This window comes from Streptomyces roseirectus, from assembly GCF_014489635.1.
GTDB classification, from domain to species: Bacteria; Actinomycetota; Actinomycetes; order Streptomycetales; family Streptomycetaceae; genus Streptomyces; species Streptomyces roseirectus.
On the sequence record NZ_CP060828.1, the window covers coordinates 542,090 to 557,415 of the forward strand.

At 71.2% G+C, this 15,326-nt stretch carries 11 protein-coding genes; 10 read left to right on the plus strand and 1 reads right to left on the minus strand.

What is annotated here, in order from left to right:
• The first annotated feature begins 87 nt into the window (after nucleotides 1-87).
• The 7 genes from IAG44_RS02020 to IAG44_RS02050 all read left to right on the plus strand — a co-directional run bounded on the left by IAG44_RS02020 (nucleotide 88) and on the right by IAG44_RS02050 (nucleotide 12,438).
• Nucleotides 88-2,427 (plus strand): helix-turn-helix transcriptional regulator, encoded by a 2,340-nt coding sequence (locus tag IAG44_RS02020; protein ID WP_281404265.1) that lies wholly within the window; start codon nucleotides 88-90, stop codon nucleotides 2,425-2,427.
• 68 nt (nucleotides 2,428-2,495) lie between these two features.
• Entirely contained in the window at nucleotides 2,496-5,993 is a 3,498-nt protein-coding gene (gene car / locus IAG44_RS02025; RefSeq protein ID WP_187745409.1) for a carboxylic acid reductase, read from the plus strand.
• A 465-nt stretch (nucleotides 5,994-6,458) separates the two neighbouring features.
• Nucleotides 6,459-7,295 carry a 2-keto-4-pentenoate hydratase gene (locus IAG44_RS02030; RefSeq protein WP_246561381.1) on the plus strand — a complete coding sequence of 279 codons (837 nt, stop codon included), beginning with the start codon at nucleotides 6,459-6,461 and terminating at the stop codon, nucleotides 7,293-7,295.
• Nucleotides 7,292-8,230, plus strand: coding sequence for an acetaldehyde dehydrogenase (acetylating) (locus IAG44_RS02035; RefSeq protein ID WP_187745410.1), 939 nt, complete (start codon nucleotides 7,292-7,294; stop codon nucleotides 8,228-8,230). The genes IAG44_RS02030 and IAG44_RS02035 overlap by 4 nt, the downstream gene beginning before the upstream one ends.
• Nucleotides 8,231-8,232: 2 nt before the next feature.
• Nucleotides 8,233-9,252 (plus strand): 4-hydroxy-2-oxovalerate aldolase, encoded by a 1,020-nt coding sequence (gene dmpG / locus IAG44_RS02040; protein WP_187745411.1) that lies wholly within the window; start codon nucleotides 8,233-8,235, stop codon nucleotides 9,250-9,252.
• Between the two features lie 243 nt (nucleotides 9,253-9,495).
• Nucleotides 9,496-11,571, plus strand: a complete 2,076-nt coding sequence (locus tag IAG44_RS02045; protein ID WP_187745412.1) for a GMC family oxidoreductase — start codon at nucleotides 9,496-9,498, stop codon at nucleotides 11,569-11,571.
• Between the two features lie 54 nt (nucleotides 11,572-11,625).
• Entirely contained in the window at nucleotides 11,626-12,438 is an 813-nt protein-coding gene (locus IAG44_RS02050) for an MBL fold metallo-hydrolase (protein ID WP_187745413.1), read from the plus strand.
• A 121-nt stretch (nucleotides 12,439-12,559) separates the two neighbouring features.
• Here IAG44_RS02050 and IAG44_RS02055 read toward each other — a convergent pair whose 3' ends face one another.
• Nucleotides 12,560-13,048 (minus strand): MarR family winged helix-turn-helix transcriptional regulator, encoded by a 489-nt coding sequence (locus IAG44_RS02055; RefSeq protein ID WP_246561383.1) that lies wholly within the window; start codon nucleotides 13,046-13,048, stop codon nucleotides 12,560-12,562.
• 155 nt (nucleotides 13,049-13,203) lie between these two features.
• Between IAG44_RS02055 and IAG44_RS02060 the strand changes: the two genes are divergently transcribed.
• The 3 genes from IAG44_RS02060 (at nucleotide 13,204) to IAG44_RS02070 (ending at nucleotide 15,115) form a co-directional block, all read left to right on the plus strand.
• Nucleotides 13,204-13,845, plus strand: coding sequence for an FMN-dependent NADH-azoreductase (locus IAG44_RS02060; protein ID WP_187745414.1), 642 nt, complete (start codon nucleotides 13,204-13,206; stop codon nucleotides 13,843-13,845).
• 100 nt (nucleotides 13,846-13,945) lie between these two features.
• Nucleotides 13,946-14,710, plus strand: a complete 765-nt coding sequence (locus IAG44_RS02065; protein WP_187745415.1) for an IclR family transcriptional regulator — start codon at nucleotides 13,946-13,948, stop codon at nucleotides 14,708-14,710.
• Nucleotides 14,711-14,854: 144 nt separating this feature from the next.
• The gene (locus tag IAG44_RS02070; RefSeq protein WP_187745416.1) at nucleotides 14,855-15,115 is read left to right on the plus strand and encodes a hypothetical protein; all 261 of its coding nucleotides are present in this window, start codon (nucleotides 14,855-14,857) and stop codon (nucleotides 15,113-15,115) included.
• Nucleotides 15,116-15,326 lie beyond the last annotated feature (211 nt).

Below are 15,326 nucleotides of genomic sequence, written 5' to 3' on the forward strand. Positions count from 1 at the left end.
GAAGGATCGTCAGCCCCCACGATTCCTCAGGTACGGGACCCACTTTCGTTCGATTCTCTGCCCCGGACATGAACTACGTGAGGTCACGTGTCACACAGCCCCCTGCGCGGCCGGTCACCGGAAATGAGTCTCATCCTCCAGACATTCGCCGAAGCGGAGTCCAGCCGCGGCGGCGTGATATTGGTCTCAGGCGAGGAGGGATTCGGTAAATCCCGGCTCGTCCACGAGGTCAGCCGCATCGCCGAGGAGCACGAATTCGCCCTCGTCCGCGCCGACGACGAGACCCGTCCGCCCCGGGCCGACGACCGTCCGACACTGACCGTCCTCGACGACTTGCACGTGTACACCGACAGGTCGTTGCTGCGCCGCCTCACCGCCGACCTGCCCTCCCTGCGCACCCGCCCGCACGTGTGGCTCCTGACCCTGCGCGACCAGACGTACGGCCTGGACGTGCACCGTTTCGTCAGGGCGCTCGACGAGTGGGGGTGCACGCGCGTCGCCCTGGGCCGGCTCTCCCCGGACGCGGTGCGGGAACTCCTGACCGACGTGCTGGGCGCGGTGCCGGACGCCGGTCTGCTGGCGCTCGCCGGCGAGGCCGCCGGCCACCCCCTGCTGACGACGGCTCTGGCGACGGGCCTGCGTGAGGAGGGCCAGGTGCGGGTCGTGGGCCGCCGGGCCACGCTGACCTCCCGCACCGTGCCCGCGCGCCTGCGTTCCACCGTCAACTGCCTGCTCCAGGAGCACGGCGAGCAGGTCCAGCGCGTCCTGCGGACCGCCGCCGTCCTGGGCCCGGAGTTCGGGCTCGCGGACCTGCGCGCCGTCCTCGTCGACGTCTCCCCCGTCACGCTCGCCGCCCACGTCCAGCGGGCCGTCGACGCGGGGATCCTGGACTGCGACGACGACGGCCGGCTCGGCTTCCGGTACGAGCTGCTGCGCCGCACGATCGTCGACGGCACCGCGCCGGGCGTGCGCCAGGTGCTGCTGGACGCCGCCTGCCCGACCGCTCCCCCGGCGCCGGCGCCCGCCGCACGGGAGGAGAACGTGATGCTGCTGTACGCGCGCGCCGTCTCCTACCTCAACGAGGGCCGCACGGACCGCGCCCGCCAGTCGGCGACCGCCCTGTTCCACCATCGCGCGCACGCGGGCGACACGTCGGGGCAGGCGTTCGCGCTGATGCTCCGCTCGTCCTGTGCTCGGATCGAGGGACGGCCCGCCGAGGCGCTGCGGCTGAGCCGGGAGGCGGCGACGCACGTCCCGCCCGGCAAGTCGGACTGCGTCGAGGAGCTGATCACCCACGGGGTGGCGCTCGAACTGACGCTGCTGGGCGAGCCGGACGAGGCGGAGCGGCTGCTGCGCCGGGCCGAATGCTGGTCGGGGCCCGGCGGCACGCCGCCCGGCGGGCTCGCGATGTCGATGGCCGCCGCGCGGGTCCTGAGCGCGAAGGGCCGGCACCGGCGGGCCGCCCAGTGGGTCGACGCGGCGCTGTCGGTCGTCCACCGGCCCGACCGGACCCTGCTGCCACTGGCCACCGCCGTCCAGGCGCTCGCCGCGCTGCGGGGCGGTGACCTCCCGGCGGCGGAACGGCTCGTGGCCCGCTCCGACGCCGAGCGTGAGGCGTGCCTGTTCCTGCACTGCGCGCAGCCCGACTGGGTCGCGCTCCAGGTGGCGGCCGAGCGGCACGGCGCACAGCACACCGTGCGGCTGCTGGCCGACCGGTACGCCGAGCTGATCACCGGGCCGCTGCTGTTCATCGAGGAGCCGGGCGCCGCGCCCTGGCTGGTGCGCACGGCGCTCGCCGGGCACGCGCCGCACCTGGCCGAGCAGGTCGTGCGGACGGTCCGCGCGCTCGCCCGTGACAACGCGGACTTCCAGCCGCTCGCCGTCTCCGCCGTCCACGCGGAGGGGCTGCTGAGCCAGGACGAGGGTGCGCTGGCCCGTGCGCGCCGGGAGCACCGGGACACGTGGGCCGCCGCCGGGGCCGCCGAGGACCTGGGGCTGCTGCTCGGCCGGGCCGGCGGACAGGGCTTGGCGCACCGGCAGTTCGCCACGGCGCGGGAGCTGTACGAGGAGGCCGGTTCGGTGCGGGACGCCGGCCGGCTCGCGGCGCGGCTCGACGTGCCGCCGGTGCCTTCGACGCCGCCCTCGGAAAACCGACCGGTTGGTCCGGAACAGGAGTTGACGCACTCGGAGCGGGCGGTCGCGGAGCTGGTCGTGCTGGGCATGACCAACCGGCAGGTCGCCGGGAAGCTGCACCTGTCCTCGTACACCGTCAACTACCACCTGCGGAACATCTTCCGGAAGTTCGGCATCAAGTCCCGGGTGGAGCTGGCGCGTTGCTACCAGGACGGCGCCTCGGCGACGGAGCTGGTGGTGCGCGTGGGCTCCCGCCCGGCGCCCTCGTTACGCCCGAGCGCCCGCCCGGCGTAACCCCCCTTTCCGGCGTAACAGCACCTCACCCCCTTTTTCCGCCCCGCACTCCGAAGCAGGTGACGGTCATGCCCGCGAAGCCCTCCACCGACGTCTCCCCCGGCGACCGGGCAGCCCGCCTCGTCGCCCACCTGTCCGCGCACGATCCGCAGTACCGCGCGGCGATGCCGCTGCCCTCGGTCCGCGAGGCGGTCCGACTGGCCGCGCGCGAGCAGGTGTTGTCGCGGACCGTGGCGACGGTCATGGAGGGGTACGCGGACCGTCCGGCCCTGGCCCGGCGTGCGACGGAGCCGGTCACCGACCCGGCCACGGGGCGGACGTCGCTGCGGCCGCTGCCCGCGTTCACGACCGTCAGCTACGGCGAGCTGTGGGAGCGGGCCGGCGCGGTCACGGCCGAGTGGGCGGCGGACGTGCGCGCGGGGGACTTCGTCGCGCTCTACGGCTTCACCAGCGGCGACCATGTGACCCTCGACCTGGCGTGTCTGCGGCACGGCGTGGTCACCGTGCCGCTCCAGACCGGGGCGCCGGTCGCCACGCTCACGCCGATCCTCGCGGAGACCGCGCCGAAGGTCCTCGCGTCGAGCCTCGAACTCCTGGACCGGGCCGTCGAGTTGGCGCTGTCCGCCGAACCGGCGCCGCGTCTGGTGGTGTTCGACTTCCACCCGGCGGACGACGCGCACCGCGAGGCGTTCGACGCGGCGTCCGCACGGCTGACGGCGGCCGGTCACGCCGCCCCGCTGTCGCTGGAGGCGGTGATCGAGCGCGGGCGCGCCCTGCCGCCGGCCCCGCTGTTCGTGCCGGGGCCCGACGAGGACCCGGTCCGGCTGCTGATCTACACCTCCGGCAGCACGGGCACGCCCAAGGGGGCGATCCAGACGGAGCGGATGCTGCACCGGGCGTGGGCGGGCGCGGTGCCCATCCCGGACGGTGTGGCCTCGATCGTCGTCAACTACCTGCCGCTGAGCCATGTCGCGGGCCGCTCCTCGCTCGTGGAGACGCTGCGCCGGGGCGGGATCTCCTACTTCACGGCGCGCAGCGACCTGTCGGCCCTCTTCGAGGACATCGCCCTCGCCCGGCCGACGGCGCTGCTGTTCGTGCCCCGCGTCTGCGACACCCTGTTCCAGGAGTACCAGTCCGAACGGGCGCGCCGCGCGGGCGAGTTCACCGACCCGCAGGCGCTGGACGCGGCCGTGAAGGCGGACCTGCGGGAGCGGCTGATCGGCGGCCGGCTCATCCAGGCCCTGTACGGCAGCGCGCCCCTCTCCGCCGAGCTGCGGGAGTTCATGCGCACCTGCCTCGACCTGCCCGTCCTCGACGGGTACGGCTCCACCGAGACCGGCTCCGTCCTGCTCAACACCCGCGTCCAACGCCCGCCCGTCCTCGACGTGAAGCTCGTCGACGTCCCCGAACTCGGCTACTTCCGCACCGACTTGCCGCACCCGCGCGGCGAACTGGTCCTCAAGTCAGCGACCCTCACGCCCGGTTACTACAAACGCCCCGAGGAGACGGCGGCCGCCTTCGACGTGGACGGCTTCTACCGCACCGGCGACATCATGGCCGAGGTCGGCCCCGACCAGTACGTGTACGTGGACCGCCGCAACAACGTCGTCAAGCTCGCCCAGGGCGAGTTCGTCGCCCTGTCGCGGCTCGAAGGGGTCTATGTCACGCATCCACTGATCCGGCAGATCTACGTCTACGGCAACAGCGAGCGCGCCCACCTCCTCGCGGTGATCGTGCCGACCGAGGAGGCGCTGACCCGCCCGGACGTCCACGGCGCGCTCACCGAGGCGCTGCGAGAGGCCGCGCGGGACGCCGAGTTGAACGCGTACGAGATACCGCGCGCCTTCCTGATCGAGACCGAGCCGTTCTCCCTGGCGAACGGGCTGCTGTCCGACACCCGCAAGAACCTGCCGCCGCGCCTGCGCGCCCGGTACGGGGAGCGGCTGGAGGAGCTGTACGGGCAGCTCGCGCGGGCGCGGGAGGAGGCGGTGCGCGCGGTGCGTGAGGAGAGCGCCGGGCGGCCGGTGCTCGAGACGGTCGGACGGGCCGTCCAGGCCCTGCTGGGGAGTGCGGCACAGCCCGGGGCGCGGTTCACGGAGCTGGGCGGTGACTCGCTGTCGGCACTGTCGTTCTCGACGCTGCTCACGGAGGTCTTCGGGGTGGAGGTGCCGGTCGGCACGGTGCTGAGCCCGGCGCACGATCTGCGCGGGCTCGCGGGGCACATCGAGGCGCGGCTCGCGTCGGGGGCGGGCCGTCCGTCGTTCGCCTCCGTGCACGGGGCGGGCGCCACGGTCGTCCGCGCGGCCGATCTGACGCTGGACCGGTTCCTCGACGCCGGGACGCTCGCCGCCGCCGCTGAACTCCCCGCGCCGGACGGGGCGTTGCCGCGCCATGTGCTGCTCACCGGGGCGAACGGCTACCTCGGCCGGTTCATGTGCCTGGACTGGCTGGAGCGGCTGGCCGGGGGCGGGGGCCGGCTCGTGTGTGTCGTGCGCGGGACGGACGACGCGGACGCGCGGGCCCGGCTGGACGCCGCGTTCGACACCGGTGACGCGGACCTCCTGCACCGGTACCGGGAGTTGGCCGACGGGCGGCTCGACGTGCTGGCCGGGGACATCGGGGCGGAGCGGCTGGGGCTGGCCGAGGAGACGTGGCTGCACCTCGCCGCCGAGACCGACCTCGTCGCGCACCCCGCCGCGCTGGTCAACCATGTCCTGCCCTACGAGCAGTTGTTCGGGCCGAACGTGGCGGGCACGGCCGAGCTGATCCGCCTCGCCGTCACGACGCGCATCAAACGGTTCGTCCACGTCTCCACCACGGCGATCTCCCCCGCCCTCGACGAGACGACGGACCTCGCCGAGCTGATCCCCGAGCGCGCCCTGAGCGACGCGTACGCCTCGGGGTACGCGACGAGCAAGTGGGCGAGCGAGATCCTGCTGCGCGAGGCCCACGCCCGCTTCGGCGTCCCCGTGACCGTCTTCCGCTCGGACCTGATCCTCGCCCACCCCCACCACACCGGCCAGCTGAACCCGGCGGACGTCCTCACCCGGCTCCTCTTCAGCGTCCTGCGCACCGGCCTCGCGCCGGAGTCCTTCTACGCGGGCCCCGGCCGCGCCCACTTCGACGGCCTCCCGGTCGACTTCACGGCGGAGGCAGTCAACGCCCTTGGTTCGCAGGCGAGTTCGGGTGGGGCGCAGGCGAGTTCGGACCACCGCACCTACAACGCGGTCAACCCCCATGACGACGGCATCTCCCTGGACACATTCATCACCTGGCTGGAAGAAGCGGGCCACCGCTTCCAACGCCTCCCCCACGCAGACTGGTCCCCCCGCCTCGCCACCGCCCTCCGCGCGCTCCCCGAACATCACCGCACCCACTCCCTCCTCCCCCTCCTCCACGCCTTCACCACTCCCCAACCCCCCACCCCCACCTCACCAGTTACCGCCGACCGCTTCCGCGCCGCCGTCCGCGAAGCGGGCCTCGGCCCGGACAAGGACATCCCCCACCTGTCCCGCGACCTGATCGTGAAGTACGCGAACGACCTGCGCGCCCGGGGCCTGTTGTAGGCGGCGTTCGGTGACACGTCCCGTCAGCACGCGATGACGTCGACGGCGAGCCCGCCGCGCGCCGTCTCCTTGCAGAGCAGGGACTTCTCAGGGACATCGCATCGGGTTCAGGCGGCTGCCGTGAAGCGTTCGTGTTCCGGCACCGCTGCTCCGCGGCGGTTTCGGCGGGTGAGGCGGCGGGCCATGAGGGTGATGAACGCCCACGAACCCCGGTGACAACACCCTCGCGTGCCGTCAACTCACCTTGGAAACCCTCCACTTCGCACCATCCGACCGCCTCGCCCCACGCCGCTACCCGCGGAAAGAGGATGTGACACAGGCTCCCGGCTTGGTCCCGCATCGGCGGCGACAGCCGTCGTCACCGCCCCTGGTGTTCCGCGTCCCGGAACAAAAAGTGGCCCGTCACGGCGGTGATGTCTAAACCGGTGTGCAACCGCCGCTCCCGTTTCCCTCTGGAGGTAACCCGTGTCGACCAGGCTCGACAACGCAAGCCCGGACACCGTGCCACCAGCGGTGGCCGAGGCAGCCGACCTGCTGGCGGAAGCCGCCCGTACCGGGGCCGCTTGTCCGCCGGTGCGCACGCTGTTCGACGAAGGGGGCGATCTGGAGACCGCGTACGCCGTGCAGCAGCTGAACGTCCGGCGCGCCCAGGCCGTCGGCCGCCGGATCGTGGGCCGCAAGATCGGCCTCACCTCGATGGCCGTGCAGCGCCAACTGGGCGTGGACCAGCCCGATTTCGGCGCGCTGTTCGCCGACATGGCGGTGACCGACGGCGGCCGGGTGCCGGCCGGACGGTTGCTGCAGCCCAAGGTGGAGGCCGAGGTCGCGCTGGTGCTCGGCCGCGATCTGCCGCAGCGCGAGTGCACCGTGGTGGACGTGCTGCGCGCGGTCGACTTCGCACTCCCCGCTCTGGAGATCGTGGACAGCCGGGTACAGGGGTGGGACATCACCCTCGTCGACACGGTCGCCGACAACGCCTCCAGCGGTCTGTACGTCCTCGGCGGCGCCCCGCTGTCGCTCACCGGCGTCGACCTGCGCGCCGTGACGATGACCATGACCCGGAACGGCGAAACCGTCTCGGAGGGCACCGGTGCCGACTGTCTCGGCAGCCCGCTGAACGCAGCCGTCTGGCTCGCGTCCGCCCTGGCCGAGCGGGGCGACCCGCTGCGCGCCGGAGATCTGGTGCTCACGGGGGCCCTGGGGCCGGTCGCTCCCGCCGTCCCCGGTGACCGGTTCGAGGCGTCCATCAGCCACCTGGGCACCGCAGGTGTCGAGTTCACGAGTGAGAAGAACGCGGCATGAGTACACGGACCAAGGTCGCCGTCATCGGCTCGGGCAACATCGGCACCGACCTGATGATCAAGGTGCTGCGGCTGTCGGAGACCCTTGACATCGCGGCGATGGCAGGCATCGACCCGGACTCCGACGGCCTGGCCCGCGCCCGCCGGCTGAAGGTGGCCACGACTCACGAGGGCGTCGAAGGACTCGTCCGGCTGGACGAGTTCGCGGACGTCGAGATCGTCTTCGACGCCACGTCGGCCGGCGCACACCGGCACCACGAGGACAGGCTGCGCCCGCTCGGCCGCACCCTCGTCGACCTCACTCCGGCCGCGATCGGCCCGTACGTGGTGCCGCCCGTCAACGGCGACGTCCACCTCGACGCACCGAACGTCAACATGGTCACCTGCGGCGGCCAGGCCACCGTCCCGGTCGTCGCCGCCGTCGGCGCGGTCACCCCCGTGCACTACGGCGAGATCGTCGCCTCCCTCTCCTCCCGCTCCGCCGGACCCGGCACCCGGGCGAACATCGACGAGTTCACCGAGACCACCGCCTCGGCCATCGAGCGGGTCGGCGGCGCCCGGCGCGGCAAGGCGATCATCATCCTCAACCCGGCGGAACCTCCGCTGATCATGCGGGACACGGTGCACTGCCTGGTCTCCGACTGCGCCACCGAGTCCGTCGCGGCATCGGTCGAGGAGATGGTCGCGCGTGTGCGGGAGTACGTGCCCGGCTATCGGCTCAAGCAGAAGGTGCAGTTCGCGAAGGTGGCGGCCGACGACCCACTGCGCACCCTCGCCCCCGACGCGGGCGAGGTCCTCAAGGTCTCGGTCTTCCTGGAGGTCGAGGGCGCCGCCGACTACCTCCCGGCCTACGCAGGAAACCTCGACATCATGACCTCGGCCGCGCTGCGCACCGCGGAACGCATGGCCGCTCACCGTGCCACGGAGGTGGCCTGAAGATGACCCGCCTGTACGTCCAGGACGTCACCCTGCGGGACGGCATGCACGCTGTCCGGCACCGCTACACCGTCGGCCAGGCCGCCACGATCGCCGCCGCCCTGGACACCGCCGGGGTGACCGCCGTCGAGATCGCCCACGGCGACGGTCTGGCCGGCTCCAGCGTCAACTACGGCGTCGGCGCCCACACGGACTGGGAGTGGATCGAGGCGGTGGTGGGCGCCGTGCGCCGAGCCGTCCCCACGACTCTTCTCCTGCCCGGCATCGGAACGGTCCACGACCTCAAGCAGGCGCACTCCCTGGGCATCCGCTCGGTGCGCGTCGCCACGCACTGCACCGAGGCCGACATCTCCGCCCAGCACATCGCCGCCGCGCGGGAGCTGGGGATGGACGTCGCCGGGTTCCTGATGATGTCCCACCTGGCCGAACCGGCCGAACTCGCCCGCCAGGCGCGGCTCATGGAGTCGTACGGCGCGACGTGCGTCTACGTCACGGACTCCGGCGGCCGGCTCACCATGGACGGTGTCCGCGACCGCTTCCGCGCCTACCGTGACGTCCTCGACCCGGCCACGGAGCTGGGCGTCCACGCCCATCACAACCTCGCCCTGGGCGTGGCGAACACCGTCGTCGCCGTCGAGAGCGGTGCCGTGCGCGTCGACGCCTCGCTCGCCGGGCAGGGGGCGGGCGCGGGCAACTGCCCCCTGGAGGCGTTCATCGCGGTCGCCGACCTGATGGGCTTCGAGCACGGATGCGAGCTGTTCCCGCTGATGGACGCCGCCGACGATCTCGTACGTCCGCTGCAGGACCGCGAGGTGCGGGTGGACCGCGAGACGCTCAGCCTCGGCTACGCGGGCGTGTACTCCAGCTTCCTGCGCCACGCCGAGACCGCCGCCGCGCGCTACGGCCTGGACACCCGCGGCATCCTCGTCGAGGCCGGCAGACGGCGCATGGTCGGCGGCCAGGAAGACATGATCACCGACATCGCGCTGGACCTGGCCGCGCGGGCGGAGACCGCTGCCTGACGTGCGGAGTCGAGGAGGAGCCGGTGCGCCGTCGCCGCACCGGCCGCTCCTGTATGCGAGGCGTCCGAGCACGCTGCGCGGGGTCCATTGCCAGGGGCCCCAGGTAGGCGCGCGATCCTCCGGGGGGGCGTCTTCGTGGCCTCGGCCGCCCGGGCCAGGTCGTTGTCCAAGGCAAGACACTCGGGGGCGCTCTCGCTCCGCAATGGCGCAGGTGCCCCCTGTTCACCGAAAGCTTGTTTCCCCATGACTTCCAAGTCCATCGAAGCCGATTTCATCGTGATCGGCGGCGGGTCCGCGGGCTGCGTCCTGGCCAATCGTCTGAGTGAAGACTCGACGAGCCGTGTTCTTGTTCTCGAGGCAGGTGACGACTGGCGCCCCGGCGAAGCCCCGAGGGCCGTCCGGAGCGCCAATGGATGGCGTCCCCTTGAGGATCTTGAGGCGGCGCGTTTCCAGTGGGCGGATCTGCAGGCGCGCAGAACGCGTGTCCAGCCTCCGCGACCATACATTCGCGGTCGTGGCCTGGGCGGTTCATCGCTGATCAACGGGTTGGCGGCCATGCGCGCCATGCCGGATGACTACGATCGCTGGGCGGAAGCAGGGTGCGTCGGCTGGTCCTACGACGAGATGCTCCCCTACCTCCGCCGCCTGGAGAACGACGCCGACTTCGGCGCAGAGCCCCATCACGGCGACAACGGTCCGATTCCGGTGGCTCGCCTCCCTCGCGGCGAGTGGAGCAGCCTCGACGAGGCGTTCGCCGAGACAGTGCTGGGACGCGGGCAGCCGTGGTGCGAGGACTGCAACTCGCCCAACGGCACGGGTCTTTCGCCGACGCCGCTCAACATCCGCGACGGCCGACGAGTGACGACCAATGACGCTTACCTGGAGCCGGCGCGTGAGCGCTCGAACGTCGAGGTCATCTGTGGAGCGACGGTGGACCGCGTCCTGATGGAGGAGGACCGGGCTGTGGGAGTGCGGTTCCATCGTGAGGGCGTCGCTGTCAATGCCTACGCGAACGGCGTCGTTCTCGCAGCCGGGGCCCTGCACTCGCCGGCGATCTTGATTCGCTCGGGCATCGGTCCCACAGCACCACGCTTTCGGCTTCCCGTCGGCGAGGGACTACAGGACCACCCACTTGCCACCGTCTGGCTGCGTCACCGAACCGACGCGCTGAGGAGCCCAGTAGACGGGCGCCACGTCAACACCTGTTTGCGTTACTCGTCGGGACACGAGGAAGCAGGCGAGAACGACATGCTGATGTCAGTGACCAACCAGGCGCCGCGCTTGTCTCGCGAAGTGAAGAACACCATGGTGAAAGAACGCGCGACCGGTACGTGGGGCGGGGGTGGCCTGAGCCAGGGCAACCTCGGCCAAGGCCCGATGGAGAACCCGTTCGGCCTGGCGATCGTCTGGGCGAACCAAGTCTTCTCGCGAGGCGCACTCACGCTCTCATCAATGGACCCCTTCGCGGCGCCGCGGATCGAGCACCGGCAACTGGAAGAGCGCGCGGACCTCGTTCGTCTGCGCGACGGGATTCATCGAGTGCGCGAGTATCTCGCGACGGGACCCATGCGCAGAGTCGTGGAAAGCGCTGCTGTCGACCCGGCGGGGACGGATATCTCCACGCTGGAGAACGACGAGGCGATCGAGCGATGGCTGCTCGAATCGGTGGGAGACATGTCCCATATCTGCGGGACCGCCCGCATGGGTTCACCTGAGGACCCTCGCTCGGTGGTGGACCCCCAGGCGCGGGTGCTCGGGGTCGAAGGGCTCTGGGTCGGGGACGCGTCCATCTTCCCCACCATCCCCCGCGGCCTGGTAGCGCTTGGTACGGCGGCCGCGCCCAGCTGGTCAGGGCGCTCGCTCATACGGTGGAAGCGCGGTGACGTGTGTGCGTTGGGCCTGCCTTTTTCAGGGGGTCGGGTGGGTGGTGTGGGTGTGTCGGTGGTGGGCGTAGTCGCTGGTGTGTTCTTCGGCCCAGTTCTGCAGGTGTCGCAGTGCGGTGGTGGCGCCGCGGGCGAGGTCGGTCAGGGCGTACTGCACCGCCGGTGGGCGGCTGGTGTGCACGGTGCGGGTGATCAGTCCGCCGGTTTCGAGGTCGCGCAGGGTCTGCGCGAGCATCTTGTCGCTGACGCCGCCGGCCCGTCGGCGCAGCTCGGACCAGCGTTGCGGGCCGTCCATGAGATCCACCAGGACCAGGGCGGCCCATCGGGCGGTGACCAGGTCGAAGAGCTGCCTGCCGGGGCAGGCGGGATTGCGGACGTTGCCTCGCGTGCTTTCCTGCACGTGCTCACCTCACCTGAAGGTATGTACTTCCCCTGAGAAAGTAACTCGGTCAGAGTGAGGGGACCACCCCCTGATCGTCAAGGAGTACCCGTGGCAACCGACGATGCCGTGACCCGTGAAGCGAACACCGTGACGGTGCTCGGCGGCCCCACCGCGCTGATCCGCCTGGCCGGCTGGACGCTGCTGACCGACCCGACCTTCGACGCCGCCGGCACCGAATACCGGGACGGCCCGGTCCCGGTGCGCAAGACCGCCGACCCGGCGCTGAAGCCCGGGGAACTGCCCGCCCTCGACGCGGTCCTGGTCAGCCACACCGGGCATCTGGACAACCTCGACACCGCCGGGCGTGCGGTGGCCTCCGGCGCCTCGCAGGTGTTCACCACCGTCGCCGGCGCCACCGATCTCGGGGGAGCGGCCGTCGGCCTGGAGCCCTGGCAGACCCGGACCCTGTCGATACCGGGCCGCACACCGCTGAACATCACCGCGGTCCCCGCCCGCCACGGTCCCGTCGGCACCGAGGCCATCACCGGTCCGGTCACCGGCTTCCTCCTGCACACCGACGACGCCTCCACACCGAGCGTGTACGTCTCCGGTGACACCGTCGACCTGGACGCGATGAGCGCCCTGGCCGGCCGGTACCGCATCGACGTGGCACTGCTGCACCTGGGCGCGGCCGGCTTCGAGGAGCTCGGTGACATACGACTGTCACTGACCGCAATCCAGGCCGTCGAGGCCCGCCGCCTGCTCGGCGACCCCCTCGTGGTCGCCGTGCACGCCGAGGGCTGGGCCCACTACACCGAAGACCGCAACCACATCCAGCAGACCTTCGCCGCCACCGGCACCCCCCTGCAGTGGCCCACCCCGGGCGAGCCCATCACACTGCCCGCCCCACACACCCACTGACACCTCAACACCACTTGGCTCACAGAACCGGCGACCCGCCACCCACCACAACGCGGACAAGACCACGAAACGATCAGAAAGCATCACGGAACGAAACCGACTCGGAGGACAAATGTCAAGCTCAGCCCTTGGCAGTGCTCCGCTGGGCGGTGAGCGCGACGCGGGTCAGGAGGTCTCGGAACTGGGTCCGCTGTGCGTCGTCCAGTTCCGCGAGCAGGTGTTCTTCGGCGGCTGCGACGTCGGTTCGCATGCGCAGCAGTTGGGATCGGCCTTCGCCGGAGAGGATCACGTGGCGGGCCCGCCGGTCCTTCGGGTTCGGGCGCCGTGACAGGAGGCCCTGTTTTTCCAGGTCGTCGAGGAGGTAGGTCATCACGGTCCGGTCGAGGCCGACCTGGCCGGCGAGTTCGAGTTGGGTGGGGGGTGTGTCCCCGGCCTCGGCCAGTGCCACGAGCACCAGGTAGGCGCGTGATCCGCCGGGCAGGGTCTCGGAGGCGTCGGCCGCGGCGCGCCGGAGGGCTCCCGAGATCATGCGGATGGCCCAGACCAGGTCGTTGTCCAGGGCGAGGCACTCGGTGCTGCTGTTCGCTCGGTCGCGGGGTGCGGAGGGCATCCCGTCACCGTAGCACTTTCCCACACCACGGCAGATGGTCTGACATCCAGAACATCTCTCCCGCATGGCGTTGCCCGGAGGTTCTTTCTTGTCAGTAGATGTTCTGCTGTGCATACTATCTGCATCACGGCAGAACTACCGGAGGTACCCGCACCATGAAGCTGTTCCGTCTCGACGCGAGCATCCGCACCGAAGGCTCGATGAGCCGCGCCCTCGCCGACACCGCCGAACAGGCGTGGCTCACCCAGCACCCGCACGGCACCGTGATCCGGCGCGACCTCGGCGTCCAGCCGCTGCCCGGCGACACATGGACCCTGCTCGCCCACGAAGTCGTCAACCCGGACGCACCCGCCCCGCGCGAGGCGCACGAACTCCTCGACCGGCTCGGCACGGAACTCCTCGAAGCCGACGCGTTCCTGTTCGCGGTACCGATGTACAACTGGAACGTCCCGGAACAGGTCAAGACCTGGATCGACCTGATCCTGAAGCACCCCGTGGCAGGGGTGCACGGCAACTGGCCCCTCACGGGCAAGCCCGCGATCCTCACGCTCAGCCGGGGCGGCGGCTACGGCCCCGGCACCCCGAAAGAGGGCTGGGACCACGCCACCCCCTACCTGCGCCGGATCCTGGCCGACGTCCTCGGCCTCGACCTGCACATCGCCGAGGCAGAACTGACCCACGCGTTCTGGGACCCGAAGATGGAGTCCCTGCGAGAACTGGCCGAACAGTCGATGAAGACAGGCCACGAACAGGCCGCCGAACACGGGACACGAGCCGCCCAACTGACCGGGGCCTGACCACCCCCGGGCCCGTCCCGCAGATCACCGCACCCCCGCACCGATCTGCGGGACAGACCCGAGAACAGTCGTTCCCGAGGCGTTCTGGAAAGGACTGCACATGGTCGAGGGAGCCGCAGTGCGGGAGACGGCCGGTCCGTCGTCGGTCATGCAGAAGGCGTTCGACCTGCTGAACGTGTTCCGTAACGGCCGCGTGCTGACGCTGAGTGAGGTGGCGCGCCGCGCCGGGCTGCCGAAGTCGACGGCCTACCGCGTCCTCGGGATGCTCGTCCGGGTGGGGGCGGTCGAACACGAGGGCACCGGGTACCGGGTCGCGTTCCGGATGATGGCCCTCGGTGCGGCGTCGCCCGAAGGAGCGGTCCGCCACGTCGCGCTTCCGTACCTGCTGGATCTGCACCGGGCCGTCGGGCACACCATCCATCTGTGCGTCCTGCGCGGCCCGGAGGTCGTCTACGTGGAGAAGCTGTACACGCCGCGGGCGCGGTTGTTCGCCACGGAGGTCGGGATGGCTCTGCCCGCTCACTGCACGAGTGTGGGCAAGGCTCTGCTGGCCCATACGGACCCCGACCTGGTCGAGTCGACCACCACGGGCCGGCTGCGCGCGCTCACCGCGGCCTCGGTACGGGATCCGGCGCTGCTCCGTCGTGAGTTGCGGCGGGTCCGGCAGCGTGGGGTCGCCACCGACGTCGAGGAGGCGGTGCCCGGACGGTCGTGTGTGGCCATGCCGATCGTCCTCGGCGGCGAGGCGGTGGCGGCGGTGTCGATCGGTTTCCCCACAGAACACGGGCCGAATGATGTGTTCGTGCCACCCCTGCGGCGGACGGTGTCGTCGATCGCCAAGGCACTGCCCGGTGCCCTGACCTGACAGCGGATCAACGTTGGGGCGTACGACCCGGTGTGTCGACAGGGAGTCCACTCCCTGCCCGCCAAGCCGCAGTCCGGACGGCGCGTGCTTGCAAGCCGTGCTCGTCGCACGACAGCTGACGAGCCACTTCGAGAGGAATACCCCATGTATATGTCACGCATCCGCTCCAGGGTGGTCGCCCTGGGCGTCATAGCGACGGGCGTCGTCGCGCTCAGCGCTGCGACGGCTCTCCCCGCCGACGCGGCAACCAGGTACTGGACGGTCCAGGGGACCGGACATACGCCGGCCGCGGCCAAGAAGGACGCCGACAACAAGTGCACCAGGGCCGGGGGTCACCCGGACCCGTGGGCAGGCTATGTGCAGAAGTCCGGCGGCTGGACCGCGATTGAGCAGTGCTCCGCGTAGGAGCGCGGTTGACATCGGTCCGCGGGGTTCTGTAGCCCGCGCGCCCCGCGCTTCCTCACGCGCGCTGGTCGCATGCGGAATCCACACACAGAGCGGCACTGGACTCACGAAAGCGCGGGTCCAGTGCCGTTTTGTCAGTTCTCGAACTTGAGCGGTGCGGTGCGCGGGTGGGCCTGACTCGCCGTCACTGTCTGTACGCCTCTCGCCCCGC

Coding starts and splice junctions, on each gene's coding strand:
- car (WP_187745409.1), top strand. CDS start 2,496: ATGCCCGCGAAGCCCTCCACCGACGTCTCCCCCGGCGACCGGGCAGCC.
- IAG44_RS02035 (WP_187745410.1), top strand. CDS start 7,292: ATGAGTACACGGACCAAGGTCGCCGTCATCGGCTCGGGCAACATCGGC.
- dmpG (WP_187745411.1), top strand. CDS start 8,233: ATGACCCGCCTGTACGTCCAGGACGTCACCCTGCGGGACGGCATGCAC.
- IAG44_RS02045 (WP_187745412.1), top strand. CDS start 9,496: ATGACTTCCAAGTCCATCGAAGCCGATTTCATCGTGATCGGCGGCGGG.
- IAG44_RS02055 (WP_246561383.1), bottom strand. CDS start 13,048: ATGCCCTCCGCACCCCGCGACCGAGCGAACAGCAGCACCGAGTGCCTC.
- IAG44_RS02060 (WP_187745414.1), top strand. CDS start 13,204: ATGAAGCTGTTCCGTCTCGACGCGAGCATCCGCACCGAAGGCTCGATG.
- IAG44_RS02065 (WP_187745415.1), top strand. CDS start 13,946: ATGGTCGAGGGAGCCGCAGTGCGGGAGACGGCCGGTCCGTCGTCGGTC.
- IAG44_RS02070 (WP_187745416.1), top strand. CDS start 14,855: ATGTATATGTCACGCATCCGCTCCAGGGTGGTCGCCCTGGGCGTCATA.